Here is a 12,281-nt window from a genome sequence, read left to right as displayed (position 1 = left end):
TGCGCGGCTACAGGGTCAGGTGCTGGCCCGGGCGGATGAGGTCCGGGTCGTCGCCGACCGTCTCCCGGTTCTGCGCGTACAGCTCGCTCCAGCCGCCCTCGACGTCCTGCTCCGCGGCGATCCGCGCGAGCGAGTCGCCGGCCCGGACGGTGATCCGGTGCCGGCCGCCGCTCTCGTCGGTGCGATCGCGGTCCCCGCCCCGGGAGGACCGCTCGCCGCGCTCGTCGTGCTCGGGCCGTTCCTCGGCGGGCCGCCCCCGGTGCCGGCCCTTGCCGGACCGGTCCGAGTCGGACGGGGACTTGAGCCGGTTCGGGCTCGACGGGCCGAGGTCGGACCAGCCGGAGGTGTCGCCGGCGGAGTCGGAGCCGGTGTCGGTGTCCGGCGACCCGGGCTCGGAGGCTCCGGAGCCGGGCGCGTCGGACGTGCTCTCGTCGGACGGCGGCTGCGGCGTGCCGGACTCCCCGCTCTCCGGCTCCCCGGAGCCCCGGTCGGAGTCCGCGCCCTCGTCCGCGCCGCCGTCGTCGGTGTCCTTGTGGCCCTTGTCGCCCTTGCCGTCGTTGTCCGTGGGCGACTCGCTCGCGTCCGGCGACGGGTCCGTCTCCGGGTGCTGCGCGTCGGGCGCGCCGGACTTCCCGGCGTCGTCGGGCTTGCCGGAGGGGTCGGACTTCCCGGCGGAGTCGGCCGGGTTCTGCGGCGGCTTACCGGACGGGTCGGCGTCCTCGTCCGAGCCGGGGATCTCGAGCTTCAGGTCGCCGCCGCACTGTGGGAAGGCGCGCGGACCCTCGGACTGGAGGATCTTCTCGCCGACGGCGATCTGCTGGCTGCGGGTGGCCAGGTCCGGCCGCTCGGCGTACATCGTGCCGCCGTAGTACTTCCAGGTGTCCAGGTCCAACTGGAGCCCGCCGTAGTACCCGTTGGAGTCGTTGGCGCTCCAGGCGCCGCCGCTCTCGCAGTCCGCGACGCGGTCCCAGGGCTGGGCGTCGGCGGCGTGTGCGCCGGTGGCACCGAGCAGCGGAAGTGCGATTCCGGCACCTGTGACCCCGGCGGCGACGAACAGTGCGGGGGCTTGGCGGGGGCGGCGGTGCCGACCATTCCCGGAGCGCATGGTTGACCTCTCGTGGGGGACGAACGGGACGACGACCGAAGTCGATGACAACAGTCGATGACCGAAGCCGGTGACCGAACGTAGCTGCGAAGTCCGACAGTCACAAGCCAATGTCGCCCACATCACGCCGCGGTCACATAAGTGAGGGGCCGTCACACCGGCTCCCCGCGCAGGTCATCCGCCCTCGGCCGCGGTGAACTCCACCGGCAGCGTCCGCAGCCCGCGCATGATGAGTCCGCCGCGCCGGTGCAGGGTGTCGGGGTCGGCGGCCAGCCGCAGATCGGGGAGCCGGTGCAGCAGGGTGGCCAGCGCCGTCCGCCCCTCCAGCCGGGCCAGCGGGGCACCCAGGCAGTAGTGGATGCCGTGCCCGTACCCGAGGTGCTGGTTGTCCTGCCGCGCCAGGTCCAGGGTGTCGGGTGCGGCGAACTTGGCCGGATCCCGGTCCGCCGCCGCCAGGACGACCAGCACCGCTTCGCCCTCCCGCACCCGCTGTCCGCCCAGCACCAGGTCGCGGATGGCGAAGCGCCAGGTCGCCAGTTCGACCGGGCCGTCGTAGCGGAGCAACTCCTCGACGGCGCCGCCGAGCAGCTTCTCGTCCCCCGCCGCGACGGCGCGCTGCAGCACGGCACGCTGCTCGGGGTGGCGCAGCAGTGCGAAGGTGCCGTTCCCGATGAGGTTGACGGTCGTCTCGAACCCGGCGAACAGCAGGATGAAGGCCATCGCGGCGGCCTCGTTCTCGGTGAGGTGCTCGCCGTGGTCGGAGGCGCGGATGAGGCCGGAGATCAGGTCGCCGCCTCCGTCGGCGGTGTCCGCCTCCGCGCGCTTGCGGTGGATGAGTTCGGCCAGGTAGCCGCGCATCCGCTTGACGGCCCGGCCAACACCGCCGCGCGGGCTGCCGGGCTGATGGATCATCATGCCCGCCCAGGTGCGGAAGTCCTCCTGGTCCTCCTGCGGGACGCCGAGCATGTCGCAGATGGCGTAGATCGGCAGCGGGAACGCGTACTCGTGGATCAGGTCCGCTTCACCGCGCGGCGCGAAGGAGTCGATGAGGCCGTCCGCGAGTTCCCGTACCCGGGGTGCGAAGGCGGCGACCCGGCGCGGGGTGAACGCGGTGGAGACCAGGCGGCGCAGCCGGGTGTGGTCGGGCGGATCGATGTTGAGCAGATGCGTCATCAGGTTCGCACTGCGCTCGCCCGGGATGCCGACCTTGCCCTTGCCGTGGGTGCCCTGTTCGCCGTGCCGGCGCGGGTCCTTGCTCAGCCGCGGGTCGGCGAGCGCCTCCCGGGCGTCCGCGTACCGGGTCACCAGCCACGCCTCCACCCCGCTGGGCAGCCGGGTCCGCCGGACCGGCGCGTGCTCGCGCAGCCAGGCGTACGCGGGGTAGGGGTCGAGGGCGAACTGCCGGTCGAAGAGCGGCGGCATGGGAGGCGGGGGGCCGGGGTGGTCCGGGCTGGTCGGGTCGTGCACGGCTACGACGGTATGCGCTCGGGGCGGCGCGGGCTCAGGACGGGGCGCGCTCCAGCCAGCCCTCGGTGATCAGGTACTGCCCCAGCAGGTACCCGGCCATGATCAGCACTTCCTGGGAGGGGAACTCGTGTCGCGCGGCCTGCATGCCGATCAGCGCGTCGGAGGCGATGAAGGCCACCGCGCCGGTGGCGACCTTGCCCCCGACGCCGAGCGCGGCGGCGCCCATCGCGGTGAGCGCCAGGCTGTAGCCGGCCACCGGGAGGCGCAGGCGCCGCTCCAGCGTGGGCGCGAGCACCGCGTTGACGGCGCCCCAGGCGGCGACCGCCGCGAGCGCGCGCCGGGGCCGGGCGCGCAGTCCGCGGACGGCGCCGAGCCGGGCCGTCATGCCCGCGGTGTAGCTGACCTGGGTGCCGAGGAAGGCGGCCATACCGGTCAGCAGGGCGCGCTGGTGGCGGTCCCACAGCAGGGCGGTGTCGCCCGCTGTGGCGCAGGCGAGCCCGGCCAGCAGGGCGGCGGGCGGACGCCCGGGCTGCGCGGCGTCGCGGGCGTGGGCGGCGAGCGCGGGCATCAGGAAGGGCTTCGCGGCGCGGGCCGGGCCGCGTGGGGACTTCGCGGTGGCGTACAGGTCCGCGGCGGCCAGCGCGGCGAACGCGGCTGTGCTCCTGCCCTTGCCCTTGGTGATCGCCATCCGGGCAGTGTTACCGCCCAGTACGACACCGTCAACCCTTCGGTGGCGGGCAGTCGCGCCCAGGCGGGGCCCGGCGGTGGGTCCACTCGGGGCGGCCCCAAGACTCTCAGTTGAGCGGGCCGGTACTCGGCTGATAGTTGTGAAGCGCCCCTCGCGGTGCCCTGTGCGCGCCCGGGCGGACGAGTTTCGTGAATTGATTCACATGAGAAAGGGCCCGGTGAGCCCCGGTTCTCCCGTTGGAGGGCGCGGTTCCGGATGTGTCGCCGTCGCGCCGGATGCGCGCGGTTCCACCGCCGCGCGGGGCTTCCCTTCAAGGGGCGCTGATCCCCGCAGCTCAAGAGGCGTGTCAACGGTTCACGCGGTGCGGGGGTTCCACGGATGGCCTGTGGGCTCGATCACGGGCGGCGCAGTGTAGCAGAGGGTCCACCGATCCTTGTGAAGGCCCTCACGAAGTGACCCCCCGGGATGGGTGGATACTCGATCCCATGAGCACCACGGAGCGTCCCCGAATCCTCGTAGTGGGTGGCGGGTACGTCGGTCTGTACGCAGCGCGGCGCATCCTCAAGAAGATGCGCTACGGCGAGGCGACCGTCACGGTCGTCGACCCGCGGTCGTACATGACGTACCAGCCCTTCCTCCCCGAAGCCGCCGCCGGCAGCATCTCACCCCGCCACGTCGTGGTCCCCCTGCGACGCGTGCTCCCCAAGGCGGAGGTCCTCACCGGCCGGGTCACCTCGATCGACCAGGACCGCAAGGTCGCCAGTGTGTCGCCGCTGGTCGGCGACGCCTACGAGCTGCCGTTCGACTACCTGGTCATCGCGATGGGCGCCGTCTCGCGCACCTTCCCGGTGCCGGGACTGGCGGAGAACGGCATCGGCATGAAGGGCGTGGAGGAGGCCATCGGCCTGCGCAACCACGTCCTGGAGCAGTTCGACAAGGCGGACTCCACCCAGGACGAGGACGCCCGCCGCAAGGCGCTCACCTTCGTCTTCATCGGCGGCGGATTCGCCGGAGCCGAGACCATCGGCGAGGTCGAGGACATGGCCCGGGACGCCGCCAAGTACTACCCCAACGTCAAGCGCGAGGACATGCGGTTCGTCCTCGTCGACGCGGCCCCCGGGATCCTGCCCGAGGTCGGCCCGAAGCTGGGCGAGTGGGGCCTGGAGCACCTCAAGAAGCGCGGCGTCGAGGTCTACCTGAACACCTCGATGGAGTCCTGCGTGGACGGCCACGTGGTACTCAAGAACGGCCTGGAGGTCGACTCCAGCACCATCGTGTGGACCGCGGGCGTCAAGCCCAACCCGGTGCTCTCCCGCTTCGGCCTGCCCCTGGGGCCCAAGGGCCATGTGGACGTGGACGCCGGTATGCAGGTCAAGGGCATGGACTACGCCTGGGCCGCGGGTGACAACGCGCAGGTCCCGGACCTGGCCGCCGGCAAGGAAGGCGCCTTCTGCCCGCCCAACGCGCAGCACGCGCTGCGCCAGTCCAAGGTGCTCGGGGACAACGTCATCTCCGGCATGCGCGGCTTCCCGCAGGGCAAGTACAAGCACGCCAACAAGGGCGCCGTGGCGGGTCTCGGCCTGCACAAGGGCGTCGCGATGATCGTCTTCGGCAAGACGCGGATCAAGCTGCGCGGCCGACTGGCCTGGTACTTCCACCGTGCCTACCACGGCATGGCGGTGCCCACCTGGAACCGCAAGATCCGGGTCTTCGCCGACTGGACGCTCGGCATGTTCCTCAAGCGCGAGGTCGTCTCGCTGGGGGCCATGGAGCACCCGCGGGGTGAGTTCTACGAGGCGGCGGCGCCGGTGACCGCGGCAGCCCTCGCCAAGGCGGAGGCGTCCGCGTCCGCCGACACCAGCAAGGCGTCGGCCGACAGCCGCCCCGACAGCCCGGTCGGGGACAGGAACGAGAAGGCGGCCGCCTCCTCCTGATCCGGGAACCGGCCGGCCCCGCAGCGGGTCGGTCGGCACCGGCCGCGGACCCGGTCCGCGGCCTCCGTGCACGTCCGAGAGGGGCGTGAGCCATCCGTGGGGCTCACGCCCCTCTCGCCGTTTCCGCCGCGGTCGAACCGCCGGTCCGTTGGGCACAGTGGGCATACACCCACCCCCGCGCGCGTTAGATGTACGGGGAATCCACCCCTTCCTGACACGGAGGTGTGCTCTATGGCCGGTGCCGCTGAACGGATCGTCGCGCTCGCGGAGCAACTGCTCGGGGTCCCGCTCCCGGTCCGGGTGCGGGCGTGGGATCGCAGTGAGGCCGGCCCGCCCGATGCGCCCGTCCTGATCGTCCGCAGCCGGCGGGCGCTGCGCCGGGTGCTGTGGCGGCCGGGCGAGCTGGGACTGGCCCGCGCCTGGGTGGCCGGCGACCTCGATGTCGAGGGCGACCTCTACCAGGCGCTCGACCTGCTGGCCGGCCTCATCTGGGAGCGGGACGAGCAGGGCGCGCTGACCTCCGGAACCGACGAGGCGCCCGCCTTCGGCACCGGCTGGGCGGGCGGCGCGCTGTCCCTGGCACGCGACCCGGCGGCCCGGCGGGCCGCCGCCGAACTGCTGCGGCTGGCCGGCCCCGGACTGCCGCCCCCGCCCCCCGCCGAGGAGGCCCGGCACCGCACCGGCCTGCGCCACACCCTCGGCCGGGACCGCAAGGCCATCAGCCACCACTACGACGTCGGCAACGACTTCTACGCGCTGGTGCTGGGGCCCAGCATGGTCTACTCCTGCGCCTACTGGCAGCCTGACGGCACGTTGGAGGAGGCCCAGCGCGACAAGATCGACCTGATCTGCCGCAAGCTCGCGCTGCGCCCGGGCGAGCGGCTGCTGGACGTCGGCGGCGGCTGGGGGTCGCTCGTCCTGCACGCCGCGCGCGAGTACGGCGTGCGCGCCGTCGCCGTCACCCTCTCCCGCGAACAGGCCGCCTACGGCCGCAAGCGGATCGCCGAAGAGGGGCTGACGGACCGGGTCGAGATCCGGGTCCAGGACTACCGCGAGATCGACGACGGCCCCTACGACGCCGTGTCCTCCGTCGGGATGGCCGAACACGTCGGCTCCGCCCGCTACCGCGAGTACGCCGACGATCTGCGCGCCCTCCTGCGGCCGGGCGGACGGCTGCTCAACCACCAGATCGCCCGGCGCCCGCTCGCCGACGAAGAGGTCTACGCGGTGGACCCGTTCATCGACGCCTACGTCTTCCCCGACGGGGAGCTCGCCCCGCTCGGGCGCACCGTGGGGCTGCTGGAGCGGGCCGGTTTCGAGGTGCGGGACGTCGAGTCGCTGCGCGAGCACTACGCGCTGACACTGCGCGCCTGGGTGCGGAACCTGGAGGCGGACTTCGCCCGCGCGACCCGGCTCACCACCCCGGGGCGGGCCCGGGTGTGGCGGCTCTACATGGCCGCTTCGGCCCTCGCCTTCGAGCGCAACCGCATCGGCGTCAACCAGGTGCTGGCCGTACGGACCCCGGAGTCCGGCGCGTCCGGTCTGCCGCTGCGCACCCGGCGGTGGACGGCCGACGCGGAGGCCCGGGGCTGACGGCTGCTCCGGGGGCGGTCGGACGGCTGTTCCGGGGGCAACTCCGACGGCAGTCCCGGTACGGGGCCGGCGGGGGTCCCGGGGCGGGACCCCCGGTCCGGTGGCGTCCGGGGCGCCCGCCGCCGTGACCCACGCGGACCGCACATGCGTGCGCCCCCTCCGACCCGGAGGGGGCGCACGGACGACGCGGTGTCGGTCTCCCGGCGGGGCCGGGAGCCGTCCCGGTCACTCCGTCTTGATGGCCTCCAGCATGTTGAGCCGGGCCGCGCGCCGGGCGGGCCAGAGCGCGGCGAGGACGCCCACCAGCGCGGCCAGCGCGAGGAAGATGCCCATCCGTCCCCAGGGCAGGACGAGGGAGTAGGTCTCCAGCGAACCGGAGATCAGCTCGCCGGCCGCCCAGCCGAAGAACACGCCCAGTCCGATCCCGAGGACACCGCCGAAGAGCGAGATGACGAGCGACTCCAGCCGCACCATTCGCTTGATCCCGCGCCGGTCGAGGCCGATGGCGCGCAGCATCCCGATCTCCTGGCCGCGTTCGAAGACCGACATGGCCAGTGTGTTGACCACGCCGAGGACGGCGACGATGACGGCCATGGCGAGCAGCCCGTACAGCATGTTCAGCAGGATGTTGATCATCTGCGCGATGCCGTCGGAGATGTCCTTCTTGTCCTGCACGAGGACCGCCGGGTTGTCGCCGAGCTGCTTCTCCAGCGACCTCTTGACCTCGTCCGTCGCGCCGTCCTTCGTCTTGGCGAGGACCTGCATGTCGGCGACCTTGGTCAAGTGCGGGGTCACGGCCTTGTTGTCGACCATGATGCCCTTGATCATCTGGTTGCCGTGGTAGACGCCCGCGACGGAGAACCGGCCCTTCTCGCCGTCCTGGTAGGTCACCTCGAACCGGGACCCGGGCTTCCAGCCCCGCTGCTTCGCGGTGTCCTCGTCCACGACGGCCTGCTTGCCGCTGCTGACACCGGACCAGCCGCCCGCGGTGAAGTCGATCGAGGTGAGCTGCGCGATGGTGGAGCCGTTGACGCCCGTCAGGTACTCGGTTTCGCCGTCGATCTTCGACCGCGCGTTGCGCAGCGGCGAGGTCGCGGTGACCTCGTCCGAACGGGCCAGCTTCTTCTCCACCTCGGGGGAGAGCGGCGTGTAGTTGGCCATCGAGACCGTGTAGTCGGCCTTCAGCGAGCCGGACGCCATCTTCTCGATCGCCTGCTGCACCCCGCCGGCGATCACCGTCAGACCCGTGATCAGCGTCAGCCCGACCATCAGCGCGGAGGCGGTGGCGGCCGTGCGCCGCGGGTTGCGCACCGCGTTCTGCCGCGCCAGCTTGCCGCTGACCTTGAAGAGCCGCAGCACCGGGGCCGCCGCCGCGATCAGTGGGCGGGACAGCAGCGGGGTGAGCACGAAGACGCCGATCAGCAGCAGCGCGGCACCGCCGCCCATCGGGGCCTTGCCGTCGTCCATCTCGGTCGCCGCCAGCACCAGGGCCGCGCCGGCGGCCGACAGCAGCGCGCCGATGGTGTTGCGGACGATCAGCGAGCGGGTCGTCGACGGGGCGTGGACACTGCCCATCGCCGCCACCGGCGGGATCTTGGCCGCGCGCCGTGCGGGCAGCCAGGCCGCCAGGACGGTGACCACGACACCGACGACCAGCGAGACGACGACCGTGGACGGCTCGACCACCAGCGGCCCGTCGGGCATGGTGCCCATCCTGCCCACCAGGGAGCGCAGTCCGGCGCCGATGCCGACTCCGGCCGCCATGCCGGCCAGCCCCGCGACCGTGCCCACGACCAGCGCCTCGATCAGCACCGAGCGGGTGACCTGGCGGCGGCTGGCGCCCACCGCGCGCAGCAGCGCCAGTTCCTTGGTGCGCTGCGCGACCAGCATGGTGAAGGTGTTGGCGATGATGAAGATGCCGACGAACAGCGCGATCCCGGCGAAGACCAGCAGGCTCGTCTTCATGCCCGACATGCCCTGCTCGATCTGCTTGGACTCCTCGTCGGCGAGCTTCTTGCCGGTGACGGCCTCGGTGCCGGACGGCAGGATGCCGGCGGCCTGCTTCTTGAGTTCCGTCTGCGAGACGCCCTGGTCGGCCCGCATCGAGATCTCGGTGTACTCACCGGGCTTGGCGAACAGCTTCTGCGCGGTGGCGTTGTCGAACAGCACCAGAGTGCCGCCCGCGGCGACGTTGCCGTCGTCGGTGGTGAAGATGCCGGTGACCTTCTCGGTGCGCACCGGGCCGTTCACCGACATCCGGACGGTGTCGCCGACCTGGTATCCGGTGCGCTCGGCGGTCTTGGCGTCCAGCGCGATCTGGCCGGGGGCGCGCGGTGCCGCGCCGTCCTTCATCGGGTAGCGCGGGTCGCTGCCCTTGCCGTCCCGGCCGCCGTAGTAGTTGGCGCCCTGGCTGGAGAAGCCGTCGCCGACGAGCTTGCCGTCCTTGTCGGAGAGCGCGGCGAAGCCGGAGACCACGCCGGTCGCGGACTTGGCGCCGGGCAGGTCCGCGGCCTTGTCGAGGGTGCGCTCGTCGAGCGTGGAGAGCGAGTCCCGGCCCTCGGGCGCGTCGTTCCCGTCCTGGCGTATCGAGACGTCGACGTGCGCGTAGCCCTTCTCGGAGCTCTTGTGGAACGCGTCGGAAATGGTCGAGGTGAAGACCAGGGTGCCGGAGACGAAGGCCACGCCGAGCAGTACGGCGAGCATCGTCATCAGCAGCCGGGCCTTGTGCGCGAAGACGTTGCGCAAGGCGGTACGGAGCATGGGGAAGTCCTGGAGGGTCCTTCTGCGAGTGGGCTGGACGGGCGGTGGGAGCGCGGGACGGGAGCGTGGGGCGGAGGCGACCCGGACCGGTTCGGCCGGGTGCGCGCCGGGCTCAGCTCGTCCGGGCCTTGGCGTCGAAGGACTTCATCCGCTCCAGCACGCCGTCGGCGGTCGGCGCGGCCATGTCGTCGACGATGCGGCCGTCGGCGAGGAAGACCACCCGGTCCGCGTAGGCGGCGGCCACCGGGTCGTGGGTGACCATCACGACGGTCTGGCCCAGTTCGCGCACGGAGTTGCGCAGGAAGCCGAGGACCTCGGCGCCCGCGCGGGAGTCGAGGTTGCCGGTGGGCTCGTCACCGAAAATGATCTCCGGGCGGGAGGCGAGGGCGCGGGCGACGGCCACCCGCTGCTGCTGGCCGCCGGAGAGCTGGTTGGGCCGGTGCTTGAGCCGGTCGGTGAGGCCGACGGTCCGGATGACGCGGTCCAGCCACTCCTTGTCCGGCTTGCGCCCCGCGATGTCCATCGGCAGCGTGATGTTCTCCAGGCCGGTGAGCGTCGGCAGCAGGTTGAACGCCTGGAAGATGAAGCCGATGCGGTCGCGCCGCAGTTGGGTCAGCTTCTTGTCCTTGAGCTTGGTCAGCTCGGTGTCGCCGATGCGGGCGCTGCCGCTGGAGATCGAGTCCAGTCCGGCCATGCAGTGCATGAGCGTGGACTTGCCGGAGCCCGAAGGGCCCATGATCGCGGTGAACTCGGCCTGCCGGAAGTCGACCGTTATCCGGTCGAGCGCGACGACCTGGGTCTCGCCCTGGCCGTAGACCTTGGACAGATCGGTGGCGCGCGCCGCGGCGACGCCGGCGTGCGCATGGTCGGCGGGGGCTCCGGAGTGCGGGCCACCCGCGGTGTGCTGCTGACGGGTACTGGTCGTCACGGCGCGGGGCTCCTGTCGGACGTCGAAGGTGAGTGACGGAACTTTCCGTCTGCCCCTATCGTTCCGTCCCATCCGCGCGCAGGGATCCGCCGCGGCTCTTGGTTCCGGGACAGCCTTCGGAGGTAGAACCCGGCCCGCCGGTCATCCTTGGGTATGACGGACGACCCTGAGACGGGTGCGGCACTCGTGGCCGCAAACCCCCTTGTCATATGCCGCTGGTCGGCATGGGACGTACGCACCCGTGACCGACCGGCGACTTTCCGTCATTTCTGGCGACCCGGGCGCAGCGGGGAGACCGCTGCGAAGTGGCGCATGTGACACTGATGCCCCGTCAGTTGCCAATAAAATAAGACAACATCGCTCCGTCCATCCGCTGTTCAGGGGAAGACCCTGGATAGGCTCGTCCCACGCCCTGGGGAGGGGCGTCTGCGCCCGGCGGCGTACGACGCGGTCCAGGAGCCGGTGCCCGGATGGTGGAATGCAGACACGACGAGCTTAAACCTCGTTGGCCCTCGGCGGCCGTGCCGGTTCAAGTCCGGCTCCGGGCACCACCTGCCCACCTGTCGTGACCTGCGGTGACGACAGGATTTCGAGCAGTCGGCGAGCCTGGGTGCACCACTGACGCACGGGTGAGCCCGACCCCGCGCCCCCGGCCCCCATCGCCTGAGGAGCAAGGCCGGCGAGGGCGCCGGACGCATGGTGTCCCGACTGCGGTGATGTCCGGGCCGTCAGCGGGTCTCCAGTCGGAGGCGGAGCTGTTTCTCCTGGTCACCGGCGACCTCCAGCACCTCCACCACGCCGAACGCCTCCAGCAGTACCCGGTGCAGCCGCTCCACCGCCTGCGGGGTGCCCTGGAGTTCCGCCGTCACCTGCGCGCCGAGCGTCACCGCGTCCGGCCGCCCGCTGTCGCGTGTGACATCGAAGCGCGACAGCCACACGTTGGCCTTGCGGCCCTCGGGCTGCAGCTCCGCCCAGTCCGAGGGGTACAGCCCGCTCAGCACCCGGAAGACCGCCTCGGCGTCCTCGCAGGCGCAGCCGCTCAGCTCCAGGGACACCTCCATCTCCCCTTCGGACATCTCCGCCGTCATCGCCCGGGCCTCCCTCTCTCGTGTTCGCGCACTTTCGCTCCAGGCCCAATATCGGCCCGCGGGCCGCTGTGCTGTGTGACCGTGCCTCCGACCGGCGATTCGCCTCCTCGGTGTGGCGCGCACGCCGCGGCGCCGCGGCGGGGCGCAATGGAGGGTCCGAAGCACACACGAACCCGCATGTATCCCGGAGGTACCCATGACCGTCGGCCGTACGCTCGCACCGGTCACCGTCAGTCTGCCCGTCGCCGACCGGATGGCGGCCTACACCTTCTATCGCGACGGGCTGGGCCTGGCGGCGGTGGGGAAGCTCGCCGAGGACGGGGTACCCGAGCCGCTGCGGTTCGTCGTCAACGACGGGCTGCGACTGATGCTGATCCCCGCGGACGGCTTCGACTGGATCACCGGCGACCACACCGTCGCCGATCCCGGGCACAGCGAGTGCGTCCTGGCGGTCCCCGTCGGCGCGGAGCACGAGGTGGACGAGACGATCGCCCGCGCCGTCCGCGCCGGGGCCCGGACGGTCAGCGAGCCGGACCACCGGCCCTGGGGGTACGCGGGCGCCTTCGCCGACCCGGACGGTCATCTCTGGCTGATCCGGGCGGAGCAGGACGGGGGAGGGGAGCGGGCCGGCTGAGGCGTGTGGAGCCCGCCGGGGGGAACGGGCGGGGCCGCCCGCATACCGGAATCCGCTGGGGAGGTGCCGGGCGTCGCTTCTAGG

9 protein-coding genes and 1 tRNA gene are annotated in these 12,281 nt (G+C 72.1%); 4 read left to right on the top strand and 6 right to left on the bottom strand.

The genetic code is table 11. From position 1 onward, the window contains the following. Nucleotides 1-7: 7 nt before the first annotated feature. The 3 genes from P2424_RS12055 to P2424_RS12045 all read right to left on the bottom strand — a co-directional run bounded on the left by P2424_RS12055 (nt 8) and on the right by P2424_RS12045 (nt 3,260). Nucleotides 8-1,105, bottom strand: coding sequence for a transglycosylase family protein (locus P2424_RS12055; protein ID WP_276475754.1), 1,098 nt, complete (start codon nt 1,103-1,105; stop codon nt 8-10). Between the two features lie 174 nt (nt 1,106-1,279). Continuing rightward, on the bottom strand, nt 1,280-2,527 hold the full coding sequence (locus P2424_RS12050; RefSeq protein WP_276478939.1) for a cytochrome P450: 1,248 nt from the start codon (nt 2,525-2,527) through the stop codon (nt 1,280-1,282). Between the two features lie 79 nt (nt 2,528-2,606). Next, entirely contained in the window at nt 2,607-3,260 is a 654-nt protein-coding gene (locus P2424_RS12045; RefSeq protein ID WP_276475753.1) for a lysoplasmalogenase, read from the bottom strand. A 485-nt stretch (nt 3,261-3,745) separates the two neighbouring features. Between P2424_RS12045 and P2424_RS12040 the strand changes: the two genes are divergently transcribed. Both P2424_RS12040 and P2424_RS12035 read left to right on the top strand, forming a co-directional pair. Beyond that, nucleotides 3,746-5,194 carry an NAD(P)/FAD-dependent oxidoreductase gene (locus P2424_RS12040; protein WP_276475752.1) on the top strand — a complete coding sequence of 483 codons (1,449 nt, stop codon included), beginning with the start codon at nt 3,746-3,748 and terminating at the stop codon, nt 5,192-5,194. Nucleotides 5,195-5,425: 231 nt separating this feature from the next. Then, nucleotides 5,426-6,787, top strand: coding sequence for a cyclopropane-fatty-acyl-phospholipid synthase family protein (locus P2424_RS12035; RefSeq protein WP_276475751.1), 1,362 nt, complete (start codon nt 5,426-5,428; stop codon nt 6,785-6,787). Between the two features lie 225 nt (nt 6,788-7,012). Here P2424_RS12035 and P2424_RS12030 read toward each other — a convergent pair whose 3' ends face one another. Together P2424_RS12030 and P2424_RS12025 are read right to left on the bottom strand one after the other, a co-directional pair. Then, on the bottom strand, nt 7,013-9,547 hold the full coding sequence (locus P2424_RS12030) for an ABC transporter permease (protein ID WP_276475750.1): 2,535 nt from the start codon (nt 9,545-9,547) through the stop codon (nt 7,013-7,015). A gap of 112 nt (nt 9,548-9,659) precedes the next feature. Continuing rightward, nucleotides 9,660-10,373 (bottom strand): ABC transporter ATP-binding protein, encoded by a 714-nt coding sequence (locus P2424_RS12025; RefSeq protein ID WP_276478938.1) that lies wholly within the window; start codon nt 10,371-10,373, stop codon nt 9,660-9,662. Between the two features lie 566 nt (nt 10,374-10,939). Here P2424_RS12025 and P2424_RS12020 point away from each other — a divergent pair. Then, nucleotides 10,940-11,026 (top strand) — tRNA-Leu (locus P2424_RS12020). A 177-nt stretch (nt 11,027-11,203) separates the two neighbouring features. Here P2424_RS12020 and P2424_RS12015 read toward each other — a convergent pair. Continuing rightward, a complete protein-coding gene (locus P2424_RS12015) occupies nt 11,204-11,563 on the bottom strand; it encodes a hypothetical protein (RefSeq protein ID WP_276475749.1) in 360 nt (119 codons plus the stop codon). 196 nt (nt 11,564-11,759) lie between these two features. Between P2424_RS12015 and P2424_RS12010 the strand changes: the two genes are divergently transcribed. Then, nucleotides 11,760-12,197 carry a VOC family protein gene (locus P2424_RS12010; protein ID WP_276475748.1) on the top strand — a complete coding sequence of 146 codons (438 nt, stop codon included), beginning with the start codon at nt 11,760-11,762 and terminating at the stop codon, nt 12,195-12,197. Nucleotides 12,198-12,281 lie beyond the last annotated feature (84 nt).

Origin of the sequence: Streptomyces sp. WMMB303, assembly GCF_029351045.1 — a bacterium.
In the GTDB taxonomy this organism is placed as follows: domain Bacteria; phylum Actinomycetota; class Actinomycetes; order Streptomycetales; family Streptomycetaceae; genus Streptomyces.
This window is presented reverse-complemented; position numbering and strand designations above follow the sequence as displayed.

Excerpts from the sequence above, each read along its gene's own strand:
- P2424_RS12040 (WP_276475752.1), top strand. The coding sequence starts at position 3,746 with ATGAGCACCACGGAGCGTCCCCGAATCCTCGTAGTGGGTGGCGGGTAC.
- P2424_RS12050 (WP_276478939.1), bottom strand. The coding sequence starts at position 2,527 with ATGCCGCCGCTCTTCGACCGGCAGTTCGCCCTCGACCCCTACCCCGCG.
- P2424_RS12045 (WP_276475753.1), bottom strand. The coding sequence starts at position 3,260 with ATGGCGATCACCAAGGGCAAGGGCAGGAGCACAGCCGCGTTCGCCGCG.
- P2424_RS12010 (WP_276475748.1), top strand. The coding sequence starts at position 11,760 with ATGACCGTCGGCCGTACGCTCGCACCGGTCACCGTCAGTCTGCCCGTC.
- P2424_RS12030 (WP_276475750.1), bottom strand. The coding sequence starts at position 9,547 with ATGCTCCGTACCGCCTTGCGCAACGTCTTCGCGCACAAGGCCCGGCTG.
- P2424_RS12015 (WP_276475749.1), bottom strand. The coding sequence starts at position 11,563 with ATGACGGCGGAGATGTCCGAAGGGGAGATGGAGGTGTCCCTGGAGCTG.
- P2424_RS12055 (WP_276475754.1), bottom strand. The coding sequence starts at position 1,105 with ATGCGCTCCGGGAATGGTCGGCACCGCCGCCCCCGCCAAGCCCCCGCA.
- P2424_RS12035 (WP_276475751.1), top strand. The coding sequence starts at position 5,426 with ATGGCCGGTGCCGCTGAACGGATCGTCGCGCTCGCGGAGCAACTGCTC.